Origin of the sequence: Nonomuraea solani, assembly GCF_900108335.1 — a bacterium.
GTDB lineage: Bacteria > Actinomycetota > Actinomycetes > Streptosporangiales > Streptosporangiaceae > Nonomuraea > Nonomuraea solani.
The window spans coordinates 257,771-276,523 of sequence record NZ_FNVT01000013.1 but is presented as its reverse complement, the minus strand read 5'-3'; the positions used below and the strand labels follow the sequence as shown (position 1 = coordinate 276,523).

General features: G+C 70.0%; 19 protein-coding genes. 11 read left to right on the top strand and 8 right to left on the bottom strand.

Annotated features, from left to right (window positions below):
* The first annotated feature begins 35 nt into the window (after positions 1-35).
* The 3 genes from tsaB to tsaD are packed head-to-tail and all read left to right on the top strand — an operon-like array spanning position 36 to position 2,150.
* Entirely contained in the window at positions 36-683 is a 648-nt protein-coding gene (gene tsaB / locus C4V41_RS38070; protein WP_103960844.1) for a tRNA (adenosine(37)-N6)-threonylcarbamoyltransferase complex dimerization subunit type 1 TsaB, read from the top strand.
* Positions 684-694: 11 nt separating this feature from the next.
* On the top strand, positions 695-1,126 hold the full coding sequence (gene rimI, locus C4V41_RS38065) for a ribosomal protein S18-alanine N-acetyltransferase (RefSeq protein WP_103960843.1): 432 nt from the start codon (positions 695-697) through the stop codon (positions 1,124-1,126).
* The gene (tsaD, locus tag C4V41_RS38060) at positions 1,119-2,150 is read left to right on the top strand and encodes a tRNA (adenosine(37)-N6)-threonylcarbamoyltransferase complex transferase subunit TsaD (protein ID WP_103960842.1); all 1,032 of its coding nucleotides are present in this window, start codon (positions 1,119-1,121) and stop codon (positions 2,148-2,150) included. The genes rimI and tsaD overlap by 8 nt, the downstream gene beginning before the upstream one ends.
* 33 nt (positions 2,151-2,183) lie before the next feature.
* On the opposite strand, the gene C4V41_RS38055 is transcribed toward tsaD, so the two are convergent.
* Together C4V41_RS38055 and C4V41_RS38050 are read right to left on the bottom strand one after the other, a co-directional pair.
* On the bottom strand, positions 2,184-4,016 hold the full coding sequence (locus tag C4V41_RS38055; protein WP_103960841.1) for a hypothetical protein: 1,833 nt from the start codon (positions 4,014-4,016) through the stop codon (positions 2,184-2,186).
* Positions 4,017-4,273: 257 nt separating this feature from the next.
* A complete protein-coding gene (locus C4V41_RS38050; protein ID WP_103960840.1) occupies positions 4,274-5,440 on the bottom strand; it encodes a class I SAM-dependent methyltransferase in 1,167 nt (388 codons plus the stop codon).
* A gap of 303 nt (positions 5,441-5,743) precedes the next feature.
* Between C4V41_RS38050 and groES the strand changes: the two genes are divergently transcribed.
* Together groES and groL are read left to right on the top strand one after the other, a co-directional pair.
* A complete protein-coding gene (groES, locus tag C4V41_RS38045; protein WP_043623565.1) occupies positions 5,744-6,055 on the top strand; it encodes a co-chaperone GroES in 312 nt (103 codons plus the stop codon).
* A 70-nt stretch (positions 6,056-6,125) separates the two neighbouring features.
* Positions 6,126-7,745, top strand: coding sequence for a chaperonin GroEL (gene groL, locus C4V41_RS38040; RefSeq protein ID WP_103960839.1), 1,620 nt, complete (start codon positions 6,126-6,128; stop codon positions 7,743-7,745).
* A gap of 368 nt (positions 7,746-8,113) precedes the next feature.
* Here groL and C4V41_RS38035 read toward each other — a convergent pair whose 3' ends face one another.
* Both C4V41_RS38035 and C4V41_RS38030 read right to left on the bottom strand, forming a co-directional pair.
* Positions 8,114-9,778 carry an RNA polymerase sigma factor gene (locus C4V41_RS38035; protein ID WP_235030639.1) on the bottom strand — a complete coding sequence of 555 codons (1,665 nt, stop codon included), beginning with the start codon at positions 9,776-9,778 and terminating at the stop codon, positions 8,114-8,116.
* Positions 9,775-10,125, bottom strand: a complete 351-nt coding sequence (locus C4V41_RS38030; protein WP_103960838.1) for a YciI family protein — start codon at positions 10,123-10,125, stop codon at positions 9,775-9,777. The genes C4V41_RS38035 and C4V41_RS38030 overlap by 4 nt, the downstream gene beginning before the upstream one ends.
* A gap of 123 nt (positions 10,126-10,248) precedes the next feature.
* Here C4V41_RS38030 and C4V41_RS38025 point away from each other — a divergent pair, with 123 nt between their 5' ends.
* Positions 10,249-10,842 (top strand): DUF7711 family protein, encoded by a 594-nt coding sequence (locus C4V41_RS38025; protein ID WP_146103941.1) that lies wholly within the window; start codon positions 10,249-10,251, stop codon positions 10,840-10,842.
* A 16-nt stretch (positions 10,843-10,858) separates the two neighbouring features.
* Here C4V41_RS38025 and C4V41_RS38020 read toward each other — a convergent pair whose 3' ends face one another.
* Together C4V41_RS38020 and C4V41_RS38015 are read right to left on the bottom strand one after the other, a co-directional pair.
* Positions 10,859-11,086, bottom strand: coding sequence for a hypothetical protein (locus C4V41_RS38020; RefSeq protein WP_103960836.1), 228 nt, complete (start codon positions 11,084-11,086; stop codon positions 10,859-10,861).
* Positions 11,083-11,685, bottom strand: coding sequence for a type IV toxin-antitoxin system AbiEi family antitoxin domain-containing protein (locus tag C4V41_RS38015; RefSeq protein WP_103960835.1), 603 nt, complete (start codon positions 11,683-11,685; stop codon positions 11,083-11,085). Before C4V41_RS38015 ends, C4V41_RS38020 begins: the two co-directional genes overlap by 4 nt.
* 324 nt (positions 11,686-12,009) lie before the next feature.
* Between C4V41_RS38015 and C4V41_RS38010 the strand changes: the two genes are divergently transcribed.
* On the top strand, positions 12,010-12,645 hold the full coding sequence (locus tag C4V41_RS38010; RefSeq protein ID WP_103960916.1) for a sigma-70 family RNA polymerase sigma factor: 636 nt from the start codon (positions 12,010-12,012) through the stop codon (positions 12,643-12,645).
* 109 nt (positions 12,646-12,754) lie between these two features.
* Here C4V41_RS38010 and C4V41_RS38005 read toward each other — a convergent pair whose 3' ends face one another.
* Complete coding sequence (locus C4V41_RS38005; protein WP_103960834.1) at positions 12,755-13,132, bottom strand: DUF5319 domain-containing protein; 378 nt, start codon at positions 13,130-13,132, stop codon at positions 12,755-12,757.
* 39 nt (positions 13,133-13,171) lie between these two features.
* Positions 13,172-14,161, bottom strand: a complete 990-nt coding sequence (locus C4V41_RS38000) for a helix-turn-helix transcriptional regulator (RefSeq protein ID WP_235030638.1) — start codon at positions 14,159-14,161, stop codon at positions 13,172-13,174.
* Between the two features lie 439 nt (positions 14,162-14,600).
* On the opposite strand from C4V41_RS38000, the gene guaB reads away from it, so the two are divergent.
* From guaB to C4V41_RS37980, 4 genes are all read left to right on the top strand, one after another.
* Positions 14,601-16,082, top strand: coding sequence for an IMP dehydrogenase (gene guaB / locus C4V41_RS37995; RefSeq protein ID WP_103960832.1), 1,482 nt, complete (start codon positions 14,601-14,603; stop codon positions 16,080-16,082).
* Positions 16,083-16,098: 16 nt separating this feature from the next.
* A complete protein-coding gene (locus tag C4V41_RS37990) occupies positions 16,099-17,208 on the top strand; it encodes a GuaB3 family IMP dehydrogenase-related protein (protein WP_103960915.1) in 1,110 nt (369 codons plus the stop codon).
* Between the two features lie 120 nt (positions 17,209-17,328).
* On the top strand, positions 17,329-17,577 hold the full coding sequence (locus tag C4V41_RS37985; RefSeq protein WP_103960831.1) for a hypothetical protein: 249 nt from the start codon (positions 17,329-17,331) through the stop codon (positions 17,575-17,577).
* A complete protein-coding gene (locus C4V41_RS37980) occupies positions 17,574-18,749 on the top strand; it encodes an RNA polymerase sigma factor (RefSeq protein WP_103960830.1) in 1,176 nt (391 codons plus the stop codon). Before C4V41_RS37985 ends, C4V41_RS37980 begins: the two co-directional genes overlap by 4 nt.
* Positions 18,750-18,753: the final 4 nt, after the last annotated feature.

Genomic DNA, 18,753 nt, shown 5'->3' with positions numbered 1-18,753 from the left:
GGGTGGGAGTCGTGCGGCGGGTAGGCTAAACAGTCGTGCTGGTCCTGGCCTTTGATACCGCGACGCCCGCCGTCACCGCCGCGCTCCACGACGGCGAGCGCGTGCTCGCCGAGTCCACGACGATCGACGCCCGCCGCCACGGCGAGCTGCTCGTGCCCACCATCGAGGCCGTGCTGGGCGAGGCGCGCGCCTCGCTGCGCGACGTGACGGCCATCGTGGCGGGCAGCGGCCCCGGCCCCTACACCGGCCTGCGCGTCGGGCTGATGACCGCGCAGGGGCTCGCCACCACGCTGGGCGTGCCCGCATACGGCATCTGCACGCTTGACGCGGTCGCCTACGGCAGCGGGCGCACCGAGCCGTTCCTGGTGGCCACCGACGCGCGCCGCAAAGAGGTGTTCTGGGGGCGTTACTCCGATCTGCGCACCCGGCTCGACGGCCCCTTCGTCGACCGGCCCGCCGACGTGCCCGTCGAAGGGCTGCCGGTCGTCGGAGCCGGTGCCGGGCTCTACGCCGAGGTGCTGGGCGACGGCGGCGACGCACCGCCCTATCCCTACGCCGGCGCGCTGGCCGCCCTGGCGGCCGAGCGGCTGGCACGCGACGTTCCGCTCGACCCGCCGCGCCCGATCTACCTGCGCAGGCCCGACGCCGTGGTGCCGGGCGCGCCCAAGAGGGTGACGGCGTGATACTCAGGCAGATGACCGTCGCGGACCTGCCGGCGGTCATGGCGATCGAGCGGGCCATGTTCCCGCTCGACGCGTGGAGCGAGGGCATGATGCGCGGCGAGCTGGCCGACATGCCGCGTTCGCGCCACTACGTGGTGGCGCTGGTCGACGACGAGATCGTGGCCTACGCCGGGCTCGCCGCCGCGGCCGACCAGGCCGACGTGCAGACCATCGCGGTGCTGGAGAAGCACCAGGGCACCGGCATCGGCAGCGCGATGCTGACCGAACTGCTGGCCGAGGCCCGGCGCAGGCGCGTACGCGAGATCTTCCTGGAAGTCCGCGCCGACAACCCGCGCGCGCAGGCGGTCTACCGGCATTTCGAGTTCGAGGAGATCGGCACCCGCCGCCGCTACTACGACGACGGCACCGACGCGATCATGATGAGAAGGAAGCTGGATGGCTGACGAACCTCTGGTGCTGGGCATCGAGACGTCCTGCGACGAGACCGGCATCGGCATCGTCAGAGGCCACACGCTGCTGGCCAACACGATCGCCTCCAGCATGGACGAGCACGCCAGATACGGCGGCGTGGTGCCCGAGGTCGCCTCGCGCGCCCACCTGGAGGCCATGACACCGACCGTGGAGGCCGCGCTGGCGGCGGCCGGGCTCACGTTCGGAGACATCGACGCCATCGCCGTGACGGCCGGTCCTGGGCTCGCCGGGGCGCTGCTGGTCGGCGTGGCGGCGGCCAAGTCCTACGCGCTCGGCCTCGGCGTGCCTCTCTACGGCGTCAACCACCTGGCCGCCCACGTCGCCGTCGACCAGCTCGAACACGGGCCGCTGCCCAAGCCGTGCATCGCCATGCTGGTCTCGGGCGGGCACTCCTCGCTGCTGCTCGTGCCCGACGTGGCGAAAGACGTCATCTCGCTCGGCTCGACCGTGGACGACGCGGCCGGAGAGGCGTTCGACAAGGTCGCGCGGGTGCTGGGGCTGCCGTTCCCCGGCGGGCCCTACATCGACAAGGCCGCCCGTGACGGCTCCGGCACGGCGATCAAGTTCCCGCGCGGCAAGATCGACGACGGCACGCTCGACTTCTCCTTCTCCGGGCTCAAGACGGCCGTGGCGCGCTGGGTCGAGGCCCGCGAGGCGTCGGGGCAGTCGGTGCACGTGCCCGACGTGGCCGCCTCGTTCCAGGAGGCCGTGGTCGACGTGCTGACCCGCAAGGCGCTGCAGGCGTGCCGCAAATACGACGTGCACGACCTGCTGATCGGCGGCGGTGTGGCGGCCAACTCGCGGCTGCGGGCGCTGGCCCAGGAGCGGTGCGAGGCGGCCGGCGTGCGACTGCGCGTGCCCCGGCCCGGGCTGTGCACCGACAACGGCGCGATGGTCGCGGCCCTGGGCTCCGACCTGGTCGCCGCCGGGATCACGCCGTCGACGCTGCGGATCCCGGCCGACTCCTCGCTGCCGATCACGACCGTTCACGTGTAGCCGCCGTCACGGCCGTGACGGCGGCTCGGCGCGTCAGTCCTTGACCCTGGTCGGGCGCAGCAGGGCCTCGGCCAGGGCCAGCATGGTCTCCTCCAGGGCGCCGAGACGCTTGTTGAGGTCGTTGCTGGCGGGCTGGACGATGCCCGTGACCGTGTCGGCCAGCTCGTCGCGGTCGGGCCGCGACTTGACCAGCTCGGTGAGCGCGTCGGCGGCGGCCACCAGGCGCTCGGCCTGCTCGCCGGAGTGCGACCGGACGATCTCGGGGATGGCCAGCGTGGTGGGGAGCTGACCCACGCGCTGGTTGACGGCCTCGATGCGGTCGTCGACCGCCTCCAGGTGCTCGCCGGCCTGCTCGGCGCGGGTGGCCAGGCCGTTGAGGTGGGTGTCGAGGCCGTTGAAGCGGGTGTCGAGCCCGCCGAACTGGCCGTCGATCGCCTCAAGGCGGCTGCTCAGATGCTCCTCGGCCTCGACCAGGCGCTCGTCGATGGCGTCGATCTGGTTGTCGAGCTTGTTGAAGCGGCCCTCGCTGCGGGTCGCGCCCTCACTGAGGTGCTGGTCGGTGGTGGAAATGCGCTCGTCGAGCGAGGTGAAGCGGGCGTCGATCCGTACGTCGAGCGCGTCGAACCGGTCGTCGTGGCGGCCCAGGTGGCCGTCGAGGATGCCCAGCCGCTTGTCGACCCCGCCGAGCTGGGTGTCCACGGACATGAGCCGCTTGTCCACGCCGCCCATCCGGCCGTCGAGGCCGTCGAGCCTGGTGTCGATGTCGGCCAGGCACTCGTCGGCGGACTCCAGGCGGCTGTCGAAGCCGGTGAGCCGGCCGTCGAGGCCCACGAGCCGGCCCTCGGCGCGGTCGAGCCGGGCGTCCACGCCGGTGAGCCGGGCCGTCAGGCGCTGCTCGCTCTCGCCGAGCTGGACGGCGAGGTGCTGGTCGGCCTCATCTAGTCGCGTGGTCAGGCGCTGCTCGACGAGGCCGAGGTGGCCGGTGAGCTGCTCGTCGGCCTCCTTGAGGCGGGTGGCGAGGCGCTCGTCCGCCTCCAGCAGGGCCCTGGCCAGGCGCTGGTCGGTCTCGTCCAGCCGGTCGGCGACCGCCTGGTCGCTCTGGTCGAGGCGGGCGGAGACCCGCTGGCCGGTCTCGTCGAGGCGGACGGTCAGCCGCCGGTCCGTCTCGTCGAGCCGGGTGCTCAGGCGCTGGTCGGTCTGGTCGAGCAGGCCGCTCAGCCGCTGGTCGGTCTCGTCGAGGCGCGCGGTGAACCGCTGCTCGGCGGCCTCGACCTGCTCGGCCGTGCCCGCCAGGCGCTCGGTGATGCTCTCGGACAGGTCGGTGACCACGCCCTCGACCCGGTCGGTACGGTTGGACAGCTCCGCCATCGACTTGTCGAGCCTGCTGAACCGGCTGGCCGCGGCCTCCATGCTGGAGTTGAGGCCGGTCAGCTTGGCGGCGAACTCGGACATGCCCTTGGTGAGGCCGTCGGTGGTGTCGAGGACGATCTGCAGGCGGGTGAGCGCCTCGTCCACCCCCTCGCCCACGGTGCCCAGGTCGGCCCACAGGCTCGGCAACTCGGCCACCGGGGTCACCCGGGCGTCGACGTGGCCCACCTTCTCGCCGACGGCGTCCACGTGGTCGCGTACGGCCTCGACGTGCTGCGCCAGGCCCTCCGCCCACATCGGCGGCTTGGTGGTGATGTCGTCGAGCCGCCCGCTGACCGACTCAAGAGTGCCACTCAGGCCGCCGAGCTCGCGCTCACGGACCTCGCGCAGCAGCCACTCCATGCCTTCGAGCCGCTGCCGTATCTCGTCGAGCACGGCACCTTGGGTGCGCTGCTCGTAAACATGGTCCTGGGCGGCCCGGGCGAGCAGGTCTCGCATCCTCTCGGAGACTGCGGCGTGGGCTCCTGCCTGAAGAAGGGTGGTGTGGTTGGAATGGTCCACCGAAAGCTCCTTCGCTCGCCGACGGTCTGCCGCGCAGCGGTGGGGTAAGTCCGGTTTGCAGATGAAAGAGCGGAAACGCGGAAAACCGCATTAGGGGGGAGAACTCCCGCCCGCCCACCTTAGCCTTTCGATCAAGGTCCGTCAGGGGTGAAGTGAAAGATCGCGGTTAACGGGAGAATGACCGATTTGACGGTTCAGGCAGGTGAGAGGGGTCTGCAGATGAGAACCGAAGGGCGGTCTATGATCCTGGTAAGGATTATTACCGAAGAATTGTCGCCTTTGAGGCGCAAATCGGCGCGCAGGCGTTCGATGTCGAGAGCGGAGCCGCGCTTTTTGATCGTGACATTCCCGATTTGTCGCTCGCGGAGGGCGGTGCGGAGCTTTTTCAGGGAAAAAGGGAGCACGTCTTCTACTTCGTATCTGGTGGCCCATGGGGTGTCCACCGGGTCGTCGGCCGCGATGTAGGCGATCATCGGGTCGAGCAGGCGGCCGCCGACGATCTCGGCCACCTCGCCGACGAGGTGCGCGCGGATGGCCGCGCCGTCGGGCTCGTAGACGTAGCGCCCGGTGGGGCCGACCGGGGCTTGGACGCCGGTCGCCGTCATGGTGTGACCGCCGGGCAGCAGGGTGGCGCGGCGGGCCGCCTCACGGCCGGTCCAGATCGTGGCCTCCTTGACCTCGCCCTTGTACGACACCCACTCGGCCTCGGCGCCCTCGGGGATGAACTCGTACGGGATGCCGGGGGCGACCTTGAGACACGCCAGCCCGGCCCGCGAGAGCAGGTCGAGCACCACGGGCCAGGGCGGCGAGTAGGCCAGGGGATCGAACGTCCTGCCCCTGCTCGTCCGCCGGGCCGGGTCGGCGAAGAGCACGTCGTAGTCCTCGGGACGCACATCGGCCGCGTCCGCGACGGTCACCGTGGCCTCCAGGCCGAGCGCCTCGGCGTTGGCCCTGGCCACGGCGACGGTCAGCGGGTCGGTGTCCACGGCCGTCACGGCGCAGCCGGCCCGGGCCAGGGCGAGCAGGTCGCCGCCGATCCCGCAGCAGGCGTCCACCACCTTGGGGGCGCCGGGGAACGCTTCGAGCAGGCGGCGGGCGCGGTGCTCGGCGACCTCCGCCCGGGTGGACTGTTCGAGGCCGTGCGGCGTGAAATACATCACCCCCGCGTCCTGGCCGAACTTGGCCCTGGCCCGCTCCCTGAGCCCCGCCTGGGTGAGGGCGGCGGAGGTGAGGGTGGCGTCGTACGTCTTGCGCAGGGTGGTGGCGGCGGCCACCGGATCGGCGCCCGCCAGCTCCCCGGCCTCCGCGAGAGCGCGCTGCCCGCGCGGGGTCAGCAACTCGGTGAAGGCGTCGAGGTCCACGTCACCTGACGTTAGCGCGACGGCGGACCGGTCTTGTGTCGTCCGGTGGCGCGGCGTGGTGCGGCGGCGGACGTTCACGCACGTGGGAGACTTGGCGAAACCGATCGCGGCCGGGGGGTTCCGGGTCTGATCGCTCAGAGCAGACGCGTTCGTGTTGACTGTCAAGCCCCGCTTGCATATGTTTCCTGTTGGCACTCTCCCCTTGAGAGTGCCAACGTGCGACGAGGCAGGTCTGACACCCGCGACGGCAGGCCCAGCTGGTCGCCTCTTCTAGATCTTTCAATCTGAAGGGGAGGTCCGATCGTGACGACCGCCACCAAGGTTCCCGTTAAGCCGCTCGGCGACCGCATTGTGGTTCAGCCGCTTGAGGCCGAGCAGACCACCGCTTCCGGCCTGGTCATCCCAGACACCGCCAAGGAGAAGCCGCAAGAGGGCAAGGTCCTCGCGGTGGGCCCCGGCAACTGGGATGAGGACGGCGACAAGCGGATTCCGCTCGACGTCTCCGAGGGCGACATCGTCCTCTACAGCAAGTACGGCGGCACCGAGGTCAAGTACGGCGGCGAGGAGTACCTCGTGCTCTCCGCCCGCGATGTTCTCGCGATCATCGAGAAGTAAGCCGGTTGTGTCGGGCCCCGGGCGCTCTTGAGGCGGCCGGGGCTTTCGACGCCAGGAGAGGACTTTCAGCATGGCGAAGATCCTGGAGTTCGACGAGGACGCCCGCCGCGCGCTCGAGCGCGGTGTGAACGCCCTCGCGGACGCCGTGAAGGTTACCCTCGGCCCGCGTGGCCGCAACGTCGTCATCGACAAGAAGTTCGGTGCTCCGACGATCACGAACGACGGTGTCACCATCGCTCGTGAGATCGAGCTGGAAGAGCGCTACGAGAACCTCGGCGCCCAGCTCGCCAAGGAAGTTGCCACCAAGACCAACGACATCGCGGGCGACGGCACCACCACCGCGACCGTCCTGGCCCAGGCGATGGTCCGTGAGGGCCTGCGCAACGTGGCCGCCGGCGCCTCGCCGCTGTCGCTCAAGCGCGGCATCGACAAGGCCGCCAAGGTGATCAGCGACAAGCTGCTCGCCAGCGCCCGTGAGGTCGGCGACAAGAAGGAGATCGCGAACGTCGCGACGATCTCCGCTCAGGACGCGCAGATCGGCGAGCTGATCGCCGAGGCGTTCGACAAGGTGGGCAAGGACGGTGTCCTCACCGTCGAAGAGTCCAACGCCATGGGCATGGAGCTCGAGTTCACCGAGGGCATGCAGTTCGACAAGGGCTACCTGTCGGCCTACATGGTCACCGACCCCGAGCGGATGGAGTCCGTCCTCGAGGACGCCTACATCCTGATCACCCAGGGCAAGATCTCCTCCATCGCGGACTTCCTGCCGCTGCTGGAGAAGATCGCCCAGACGAAGAAGCCGCTCCTCGTGATCGCCGAGGACGTCGAGGGCGAGGCCCTGGCCGTCCTGGTCACCAACAAGATCCGCGGCACCTTCACCTCCGTGGCCGTCAAGGCCCCGGGCTTCGGCGACCGCCGTAAGGCCATGCTGCAGGACATCGCCATCCTCACCGGTGGCCAGGTCGTCAGCGAAGAGGTCGGTCTCAAGCTGGAGCACGTCGGCACCGAGGTGCTCGGCACCGCCCGCCGCGTCGTGGTGACCAAGGACACGACCACCATCGTCGACGGCGCCGGCGACGCGCAGGGCATCGAGGACCGCGTCAAGGAGATCAAGATTGCCATCGAGCAGTCCGACTCCGACTGGGACCGCGAGAAGCTGCAGGAGCGCCTGGCCAAGCTCGCCGGCGGTGTGTGCGTGCTGCGTGTCGGCGCCGCCACCGAGGTGGAGCTGAAGGAGAAGAAGCACCGCCTCGAGGACGCGATCTCCGCGACGCGCGCCGCGATCGAGGAGGGCATCGTCTCCGGCGGTGGCTCCGCGCTCATCCACGTCGGCAAGGAGCTCGACGACCTCGGCCTGACGGGCGACGAGGCCACCGGTGTCGGCGTCGTGCGCCGCGCCCTGGTGGAGCCCGCCCGCTGGATCGCCGAGAACGCCGGTCTCGAGGGCTACGTGGTGACGCACAAGGTCGCCGAGCTGAAGGCCGGCGAGGGCTTCAACGCCGCCACCGGCGAATACGGCAACCTGATCGACCAGGGCGTCATCGACCCGGTCAAGGTCACGCGCTCGGCCGTGCAGAACGCGGCTTCGATCGCGGGCATGCTGCTCACCACCGAGGTGCTCGTGGTGGACAAGCCCGAGGAGGAGGCCCCCGCCGCCGGCGGTGGCCACGGTCACGGCCACGGCCACTGACCTGCCTCACATCCGTTACGGCCCGCACTCTCTTGGGAGTGCGGGCCGTACGGTTTTCCGACCCTCGGTACGCCACCAGGACCTCGGGTCTTCCGGTACCTTTGCACGCTCCCGGCTGCCCGGCCCTCCCGGCTCTCGGTGCCTGGCTCCCGGCCTCTATGCCCCCGGCGTGCCCTAGTTTGGGCTCCGGGCACAGGGATGTTGGGCGCCGGGTGTCGGCCGGACATCGGCCGGCCATGCGGTTGCGGTGGGTGGGTGTGGTCGGCGGTTTCGTGGCGGGGACGGGTGCCGTCAGCGGTCTTGCGGCGGGTAGGTGAGCCGCGGCGGGCGGCCAGGCGCTGCGATGCTGTAGTCGGGTGGTGGTGGCGTTAGAGGTCGGCCAGGCGGTCGGTCAGGAAGTGGCGTTCGGCCTCGTTTTCGGTGAGTGCCATGGCTTCCCGGTAGGCGGTGGCGGCTTCGGTGGGGCGGCCCAGGCGGCGTAGCAGGTCGGCTTTGATGGCCGGGAGGTACTGGTAGCCCGCCAGCCGGCCGTCCCGTTCCAGCTCCTCGACCTCCGCCAGGGCTCGCGCGGGCCCCTGAGTCCGCGCGAGCGCCACGGTGCGGTTCAGTGCCACCACGGGTGACGGCCAGACGCGCAGCAGTTCGTCGTACAACGTCACGATCTGCGGCCAGTCCGTGTGCTCGAAGTCGGGCGCCTCGGCGTACACCGACGCGATGGCGGCCTGCAGCACGTACCGTCCGGGCCGTCCGCCGCGCAGGCCGTCCACGATGAGGTCGTGCGCCTCCGCGATCGCGGCCGCGTCCCACAGCGACCGGTCCTGATCCTCAAGGCGCAGCAGCCGGCCCTCGGCGTCGGTCCTGGTGGCGCGGCGGGCGTCGGTGACCAGCAGCAGGGCGAGCAGGCCCCAGACCTCCCGCTCGTCGGGCATCAGCTCGCGCAGCATGCGGGCCAGGTGCAGCGCCTGGTCCACCAGGTCGGTACGCATGAGCGTGGCGCCTGAGGGAGCGGTGTACCCGGCGGTGAACAGCAGGTGGATCACCCCCAGGACCGCCCGGAGCCGGTCCGGCAGCGCGGCCGCGCCCGGCACCCGGTACGGGATCCTGGCGGCCGAGATCTTCTTCTTCGCCCTGGTCAGCCGGGCCGCCATCGTCGTCTCCGACACCAGGAACGCCTTGGCGACGTCCCCGGTCGGCACCCCGCACACCAGTCGCAGCGTGAGGGCGAGCTGCGCCTCCTGGGCCAGTGCCGGGTGGCAGCACATGAAGATCAGCCGCAGTCGCTCGTCCGGTACGGCGTCCTCCTCGACCGGTCGGTTCATCGCCACCTCCTCGTCCGCCGTCTCCTCGGGCTCCACCAGCAACGGCAGCTTCGAGCGGAACACCCGCTCGCGGCGTACCGCGTCCATCGCCCGTCGTTTGGCGGTGGTCGTGAGCCAGGCGGCCGGGGTGGCGGGGATCCCGTCGCGGGCCCAGCTCACGAGCGCCGCCGCGTACGCCTCCTGGACACACTCCTCGGCCAGATCCAGATCCCCGGCCACCCGCGCCGTCGCGGCCAGCACCAGAGCCCACCCCTGACGGTGCGCCTCCGCGACGGCCCGTTGGGTCAGGGCCGCGCCTGGGCCTGCTTGGTCGTCGACCTCGCGTGTGCTCGTGACGACCCGCCGGCCCCAGTCCGCGTCCTGGTCCGCGTCCTGGTCCGCGTCCTGGTCCGTCGCCTCGACGTCGTGTGCGTCCGCGACGGCCCGCAGGCCCTGGCCCGCTCGCTGGGCCTCGTGCGCCTCCACGTCGGCATGCTCGACGCCGCGCACGTCCTCGGCGGCACCCCGCGCCGTGTCCGCGTCCGCGAGGGCCTGCTGGACCTCATGCGCGTTCGCGCCGGACTGCCGGGCCTCGCTGGTGTCCGCCTCGTCAGCCGCCCGCTCTAGCTCGCCCGCGTCCATGGCCGCTCGCTGCACCTTGCCCGCGTCCACGGCCGCCCGCTGCACCGCACGCGCGTCCATGGTCGTTCGCTCGGCCCTCTCCGGATCTGTCATTCGGCGGTGGGTGGTCTGACGAAGCCGGAGGCGACCGGGCGGACCTCGACGCCGCCGCCCTGCCGGGTGGCGGGGTTGCGCTGGGCGATTTCCAGGGCGGCGTCGAGGTCCGGGGCCTCGATCACGTAGAAGCCGGCCACGACCTCCTTGGCGTCCAGGAAGGGCCCGTCCGTCATGACGTCGCCGCGGATCGAGGTCGCCGTCGTGCTGGGCTGGAGCGCGAACGCCGTGACCATGGCGTCCCCCACCTCGTCGCCGTGCCGCTGATGCGCCTGGCGCGCCTCCTCGGACAGGTCGTCGGCGTCGGCGGGGGCGGGAACGAACAGCAGGATCGCGTACTGGGCCATCGGGGGGTTCCTTTCGGTGGCGCTTCGTCCTTACACCCTTACGTCGGACGGCCGGCGCGGATTCGACAGCTCCCGCCAAGATTAGATCCAGGTTTCTCGCGACGGCTGTCCTAGGCTGGTCGGATGCGGTACGGGCGGGCGGTGGAGCGGTTGCGGATGCTGGCCGCGGCGTGCGAGCAGACGAGACGCGTACCGGCGGAGGAGCCGTTCCTGCGCGAGGCGTACGTGTTCGGCGACCTGCTGACCGGAGCCGACCCGATCGAGGTCATCGAGGCCGTCTTCGTGCTCAACCTGCCACCGGACCAGGTCTCCTGGGGCACCCAGCCGCCCGGCACCGCGTGGCTGGTCGACTTCCTGCGGCTGGACAAGGGCGGGGTCACCTACTGGTGGCGCTCCCGCGACGATCCCGTCGCGAACCATGTCATCCGCGACCCGGTCCGGTTCTGGTCGCTGGACGGCCCGGACCAGGACGTACTCGACGCGCTGGCCCAGCGCCGCTTCGACCTGCCGCGCGGCCCAGTGCCGGAGGCGGGCAAGGAGCGGGCGCAGATCGCCGACGAGCTGCGGACGGCGCTGGAGCATCTGCGGACCGTGCACGACTCGTACTGGGACCGCCGGTGGCGGCGGGAGCACCGGGGGATCGGCCGCTACCCGGAGCACCACCTCTGGGAGGCGGTCCAGGGCTACCTGGAACTGCTGGACGCGAGCGACGACTGACGCTGATCTCGAGGGCTCAGCCGACCTGGGCGGTTTCCCGCGCTCGTGCCCAGAAGCCACGCAGCGGGCAGAGCCCGTCGGTGAGATCTGCGCCGGCCTGGGTGAGGCCCTCGGCCAGTGTGGGGCAGTCGGCCTTCCACGAGGGAAGCAGTCGGCCGAGGTCGCTTCCGCATCGGTCGGCCTGGGTCTTGAGCCGGGCTTCCAGAGCTCGCCCGAGATCGACCGGACCGGCGTAGCGGATCATGTGAGCTCCGCGCGAACGGCTCGCTCAACCGCAAGTTCGGCCCGGACGCCGACTCGCTGGGCGGCCGTGAGCAACTGGCTCCTGGTCGCCAGGCCGCGATCGAGCAACTCCATGACGGCGGCGTCGACCACGTCCTGGCCGGCGCCGTCTTCGGCCGACTCCGCGAGGGCACGTAGCGGTCTCGTCACCCGGAACCCCTCATGCTCCTCAACATCATCCTCGGTCAGTCGCGCCGGATGGAGAATCACGGAGGAGTCTCGCCGGCGGAAACCGGGCGGGACCGTGAGATGGATCGGGGCGGGATTCGCGATGCCCAAACCGTGCACGCTGAGCGCCGTGGTGTGGGAGATCACCGCTCGGCCGCGGCTCCACATGATCCAGCGAACCAGATGATCATGCTCTCCCGCCGGAAGGTCGGTGAACTCGCGGAAGCGGTGGATGCCATGGCCGACGCGGGTCCAGTGGCCGCGGTGCAGCTGGTAATACTGCGACTGATACGAGTAGCCGTCTTCCAGGGCTTGCGCCGAGGTGAAGTAGCCGCGCTGGCGCGCCGCCCTCCGCCACAGCCGCGTCCGGGGCGTGTCTTCGCCTGGCTCCACACCGTCAGTCTAACTCCTACAAGAAATTTTTAGGTTCTTGCGCGCTCCTGCGCGAACCTAAAGACCGTTTGGATCTTGGTACGGCGGCACCGACGGGATGAGTTGGGGAGAACTGGGGGAAAAGGTGGAATGTTGGAGTAAACCGGGTGTGGGGGATAAGCGTCAGGGTCTGGCAATTGTCGTTCATTCCGGGTTATCGGGTGAAACATTATGTCAGCAGTTAAGGCTTAGTGTGGTCATTTGATTACTGGTGGTTATCGTCGCTTCAATGTGACCAATCCGTAGCCGTTCGCTATGACGACAGGCCGGATCAGTGCGGGCATCATGCCTATCGTGAGCGAGGGAAGCGTCGCCGACGCCAAAATTGGGGTAAGGCTCGCGTCGAGACTTCCGGCACGGACGGATGACTCCGACCTAAGGGAACTGACGAGCCTCGCCGTGCAGGGAGATCGCAGTGCGATCGAATCTCTGCTCGGTGAGTTGCGTCCGATGGTGGTGCGGTATTGCCGTGCCAGACTGGGCAGGGTTTCAGGGCAATATCACATTGCAGATGACGTAGCCCAGGAGGTGTGCATCGCGGTGTTGTCCGCGCTGCCGCGATACCGGGACATGGGGCGGCCGTTCGCCTCCTTCGTGTTCGGGATCGCCTCGCACAAGGTGGCCGATGCGCTGCGGAGTTCGGTGCGCTCGGCCGTACCGACGCAGGATCTGCCGGACGGGCCCGACGAGAGGCCAGGGCCTGAGGAGACCGTGGTCCGTTACATCGAGGTGGAGCACGCGCGGCGGCTGCTGGCCCGGCTGCCCGAGAATCAGCGAGAGTTGCTGTTGTTGCGGGTGGTGTCGGGGCTGTCGGCCGAGGAGACCGGTAATGTACTCGGTATGTCACCGGGTGCGGTCCGTGTCGCGCAGCATCGTGCGCTGGCCAGATTGCGGCAGATGGCGGAGCTGGAGTCCGCTTGACGCCAGAGGAGGAGACCGACGCGCTGCTCGATGCGCTCGGTCGTGGAGAGATGCCTGATTCAGGCGATCCAGCCGTGCGGTTGCTGGCCGCGTTGCTCGATGATGTCGGTCAGCGGCGCTCCTCCGTGTCGATGACGCCGTCGACGTAGCCTCTGGCGTAGTCCCAGCTGACGTAGTCTGCCGGGTCGGGGTGGAAGGCCGGCTCGTGGACCTGCGGCTGGCCTTTCTCGATCATCTGCCGCAGGTTGCCGCGCAGCAGCTCCCAGTCGAAGAAGTGCTGCTCGCCGCACTCAGGGCAGTCGAGCACGAGCCCGAGCACGCCCTGCGGTTCGAGCAGTGAGCGAAAGACCTCGACGTCGGCGAGGTCGGTGATGGCCTCGTCTCGTTCCGACGCCGTGAGCGGCTCGGCGTCGTCGAGTGCGCCCATTGCCGAGGACGGGTCGTTCGGGTCGTCCGCGAACGGATCGCGGGGGACGTCTTCCAGCACCTTCCCACCATATGACCGAAGCGGCCTCAGCGGTGGGGATTACCTCAGCCATCCGCGCCGGGCGGCCTCCACACCTGCGTGAAAGCGGGACTGAGCACCCAACTCGGTCATGGCGTCGGCGAACCTGGCCCGGACCGTACGGACCGAAACACCGAGCTGCCTGGCGATCGAGTCGTCGCACATGCCCTGCGCGGCCAGGCGCAGGACCTGGACCATGCCGTCGCCCCTGCGGCCCCACGGAAGGGGTACGGCCCTGGCCCACAGCTCGTCGAAGAGCGATCGGAGCACGCCCGCGACGACCGCGGTGCGTACCAGATAGAAGTTGTACGCGTGGTCGGGCAGGTTGCCGCCCCAGAGCGCGGGCAGGCCGGCCACCTCGGGGCCCGCGGTCATGAACCAGCTCGGCACCCGGTCGAGAGTGCGCACCCGGCCGCCGGTCTCGACCAGGCTGGTGAGCTGGTCGCGGACGCCGGGCAGGACGAGGCTGGAGACGGGAATGATTGCATGAACCGTGAGAAGGTTTCGTTTTTGCGCGTCAATCCATGGATCCGCAAATTTCCGGGCAAAGTCGGTCATGGTGCGCTCGTCGGGAATCGCCGTTAGTAATTGCATGGGTGGCGATTGCACTGCTATGCCGAGCACGCTTTCGTACAGGATGTCGGCCCCGTTAGCCTTCTCCACCGTGAAAGCGCCGCTACGGTAGTCGCGGCCGGCGTCGTAGTCGCGGATCAGGCCGCGAATCGAGCCCAGCGCCGAGTCGATCATCCGGCTCTCCTCGGCCAGCCGGTCGAGGCGTTCGGCGATCACTCGCCCGAGGGCGGCGGCGGGGTGTCTGGCCAGGTATTGTCCTGATTGTTCGTGGATGACCCCGAGCTTGACGAGGTCGTCGAGCTGGCGGCCAACTTTGTCGACCGAACCGTCCATGGCTTGCGCGAGATCGGAGCGGGTCGCTCTGTGGAGACGGAGCACCGCCGAGTAGAGCGCGGTTTGGGCAGGGTCGAGGCCCAGCGTCTCGAAGGGGTCGGACACGGTTCGGGGCTCGTTGCGCATTATGGGCAGCTCCGTCGGGGGGACACGGGCGTGACGCGAGGATAACCCCGCATTACGCGTGTGTCCGTTCGTTGCGCCGACTGCTTCGCCCGGACGTGCAACTTCGTGCAATTGCACGTTTTCACATTGCGTTGTTCCGTTGAGTAACGCACTCTTTACCTAGCGTCGGCATCCACAAAAGGGCGCGACGGCGCTGCCCGCGGGACGCGGAGGGGGGTTCGGTGGTGCGTGCGCCACCACGCCCGGATGCCGGTGGCCGGGGGATGGGACGGATCACCGACCGTCCCATCCCCCGGCACTTTTGGGTGCCGGGGGTACGACGGGCCGTGGGGGCCATCGTCCTCCCGGCATCAGTGCGTTTTGGTGCCAGGCCCTAGACTTAGCTGAATCAAGCGCATCGGCAGGAGGGGGCCGCAGCATGTCCAAGTTCACCGAAACAGGTTTGACCTTCGACGACGTGCTGCTCGTGCCCGGATACTCAGACCTGCAGCCAGGGGAGGCGGAGACCCGATCACGCCTGTCCAAGGGCATCACGCTGTCCATCCCGCTGGTCTCCGCGGCCATGGACACCGTGACCGAGGCCCGCATGGCGGTCGCCATGGCGCGGCAGGGCGGCATCGGCATCCTGCACCGCAACCTGTCGGTCGAGGAGCAGGCCCAGCAGGTCGACCTGGTCAAGCGGTCCGAGGCCGGCATGGTCACCAACCCGGTGACGTGCAGCCCTGACGACACGCTGGCCGACGTGGAGCGGCTGTGCGCCACGTACCGGATCTCCGGGGTGCCCGTGACGGACGTGTCCGGCACGCTGGTCGGCATCGTGACCAACCGCGACATGCGCTTCGAGACCGACCAGTCGCGGCCCGTGCGCGAGGTCATGAGCAAGATGCCGCTGGTCACCGCGCCGGTCGGGGTCTCGCGTGACGACGCCTTCGCGCTGCTCAGGCAGAACAAGATCGAGAAGCTGCCGCTGGTCGACGCCGACGGCCGGCTGCGCGGTCTGATCACGGTCAAAGACTTCACCAAGAGCGAGCAATATCCGCTGTCCACCAAGGACGCCGACGGGCGGCTCATCGTCGGGGCGGCCGTGGGCGTCGGCGGCGACGCCGAGCTGCGGGCCAAGGCCCTGATCGAGGCCGGGGTCGACGTGGTGGTCGTGGACGTGGCCCACGGCCACTCCAAGGGGCTGGCCGACATGATCGCCAAGGTCAAGGCCAACAGCAAGGTCGAGGTCATCGGCGGCAACATCGCGACCAGGGCCGGCGCCCAGATGCTGGTCGACGCGGGCGCCGACGCGGTCAAGGTGGGCGTGGGCCCGGGCTCCATCTGCACCACCCGCGTGGTGGCCGGGGTCGGCGCGCCGCAGGTCACGGCCATTTACGAGGCGTCCAAGGCGTGCGCCCCCGCCGGGGTGCCGGTGATCGGCGACGGCGGGCTGCAATACTCCGGCGACATCGTCAAGGCGATCGCCGCCGGCGCCGACACGGTCATGCTGGGCTCGCTGCTCGCCGGGTGCGAGGAGTCACCCGGTGAGCTGATCTTCATCAACGGCAAGCAGTTCAAGTCCTATCGGGGCATGGGGTCGCTGGGCGCCGTACGCAACCGCGAGCGCGGCGGCATGTCCTTCAGCAAGGACCGCTACGCCCAGGCGGACGTCGGCGGCGAGGACAAGTACATCCCCGAGGGCATCGAGGGCCAGGTCCCCTACCGGGGGCCGGTCGCGGCCGTCGCCCACCAGCTCATCGGCGGTCTGCGCCAGGGCATGTGGTACGCGGGCTGCCGCACGATCTCCCAGATGCACACCGACTGCGAGCTCATGCCGATCACGGCGGCGGGCCTCAAGGAGAGCCATCCCCACGACATCCAGATGACCGTGGAAGCTCCGAACTATCACAGAAGGTAAGTGGATGACTCAGCAGGTGGAGATCGGCCGGGGCAAGGCCGGCCGGCGGGCATACTCGCTGGACGAGATCGGCCTGGTGCCCTCGCGGCGCACGCGTGACCCGGAGGAGGTCTCGATCGCCTGGCAGATCGACGCCTACCGGTTCGAGCTGCCCGTGGTCGTCGCTCCCATGGACAGCGTGGCCTCGCCGGCCACCGCCATCGAGATCGGCCGGCTCGGCGGCCTGGCACCCCTCGACCTTGAGGGGATCTGGACGCGTTACGAGGACCCGTTGCCGCTGCTGGAGGAGTGCGCCGCCCTCGACGCCGAGGCGGCCACCAAGCGGCTCCAGGAGATCTACGCGGCGCCGATCCAGGAAGAGCTGATCGGCCGGCGGATCGCGGAGATCCGCGCCTCCGGGGTGACCACCGCCGTGCGGCTGTCGCCGCAGCGTACGGTCCAATACCACAAGGCCGTGATCGACGCGGGCGTGGACATCTTCGTCATCCGTGGCACCACCGTCTCGGCCGAGCACGTGTCCGGCCGGGCCGAGCCGCTCAACCTGAAGCAGTTCATCTACGAGCTCGACGTGCCGGTCATCGTGGGCGGCTGCGCCACCTACACGGCGGCCCTGCACCTGATGCGCACCGGCGCGGCCGGCGTGCTGGTGGGCTTCGGCGGCGGCGCCTCGCACACGACGCGCAACGTGCTCGGCGTGGCCGTGCCGATGGCCACCGCGATCTCCGACGTGGCGGCGGCGCGGCGCGACTACATGGACGAGTCCGGCGGCCGCTACGTGCACGTGATCGCCGACGGCGGCATGGGCACCTCCGGCGACATCGCCAAGGCCATCGCCTGCGGGGCCGACGCCGTGATGGTGGGCTCGCCGCTGGCGCGCGCGGCCGAGGCGCCGGGGCACGGGTTCCACTGGGGCTCCGAGGCACACCACCCGGACCTGCCGCGTGGGCGGCGGGTCGCGTTCGGGACGGTGGGGACCCTGGAGCAGATCCTGCACGGGCCCTCCAGCGTGGCCGACGGCTCGATGAACCTGATGGGCGCGCTGAAGCGGACCATGGCCTCCACCGGCTACTCCGACATCAAGGAGTTCCAGCGCGTCGAGGTCGTCGTCGCGCCCATCCAGCGCTGAAGCGGCCTCCAGCTCGCACCCATCCAGCGCTGAAGCGCCTTCCAGCTCGCGCCCATCCAGCGCTGAGCCGAGAAGCTCCCGGTCACCGTTCGTGGTGGCCGGGAGCATAGGGTTTCCGGCATGGAATCCCTTGAGCAGCGAATTGCCCGGCTTGAGAAGCAGGTCGCCTATCTGCAGCGCCATCTCGGCATCGACCCCGCGGTGATCGACTCCATTCCCAACGGCTCGGCCCTGCCGCCGCAGTTCTACCAGGAGCTGCGCAACGGGAAGACCATCATGGCGATCAAGATCTACCGCAAGGCCACCGGCGCCTCGCTGCTGGAGGCCAAGAACGCCGTAGAGGCCATGGAGCGGCAGCTCGGGACGTGATCGAGCGGGTGTTCCGCGAGGAGTACGGCCGGGCGGTCGCCGTGCTCGTCCGCGTCTTCGGCGACATCGACCTCGCCGAGGAGGCGGTGCAGGAGGCGTTCGCCGTGGCGGTACGCCAGTGGCCGGAGTCCGGGCCACCGCCGAGCCCGGCCGGCTGGATCATCATCACTGCCCGCAACCGGGCCATCGACCGCCTGCGCAGGGAGTCGGCGCGGCCGGGCAAGCACGCCCAGGCCGCCCTCCTGCACGACCCCGGCGAGCCCGTGGACGAGGGTGCCGTGCGTGACGACCGGCTCCGCCTCATCTTCACCTGCTGCCATCCGGCGCTGGCCATGCCCGCGCGGGTGGCGCTCACGCTGCGGCTGCTGGGCGGGCTCACGACCGCGGAGATCGCCCGCGCGTTCCTGGTGCCCGAGGCGACGATGGCGGCCCGGCTGACCAGGGCGAAGAAGAAGATCTCGGCGGCCGGGATCCCGTACCGGGTGCCGGAGGAGGCCGATCTGCCGCAGCGGCTGCGGGCCGTGCTGGCGGTGATCTACCTGATCTTCAACGAGGGATACACCGCCGGCTCCGGCGACCGGCTCGTCCGCGAGGACCTGTGCGCCGAGGCCATCCGGCTCGGGCGGCTGCTGGCGGCGCTCATGCCGGACGAGCCCGAGGTCGTGGGGCTGCTCGCGCTGATGCTGCTCATCGAGGCACGGCGGGCGGCCAGGACGACGGCGAGCGGGGAGCTCGTGCCGCTGGCGGAGCAGGACCGGGGGCTGTGGGATCGCGGGCTGGTCGAGGAGGGCCAGGAGCTGGTCAGGTGGTGCCTGCGGCGGGACCTGCCGGGCCCTTACCAGGTGCAGGCCGCCATCAACGCCGTGCACGGCGACGTGGGGGAGACGGACTGGGGACAGATCCTGCGGCTGTACGACCTACTGCTGACCTTCGACCCGAGTCCGGTGGTGGCGCTGAACCGGGCCGTGGCCGTGGCCGAGGTGGAGGGGCCGGCGGCGGCCTTGCGGCTGGTGGACGGGCTTGAGGTGGGCGATTATTACCTGTTCCATGCCGTACGGGCTGACCTGCTGCGCCGGATGGGGCGGACGGCGGAGGCCGCCGAGGCGTACGAGGCGGCGATCGCGCGGTCGGGGAACGAGGTGGAGCGGGAGTTCCTGCGGAGGAGGATGTGATGAG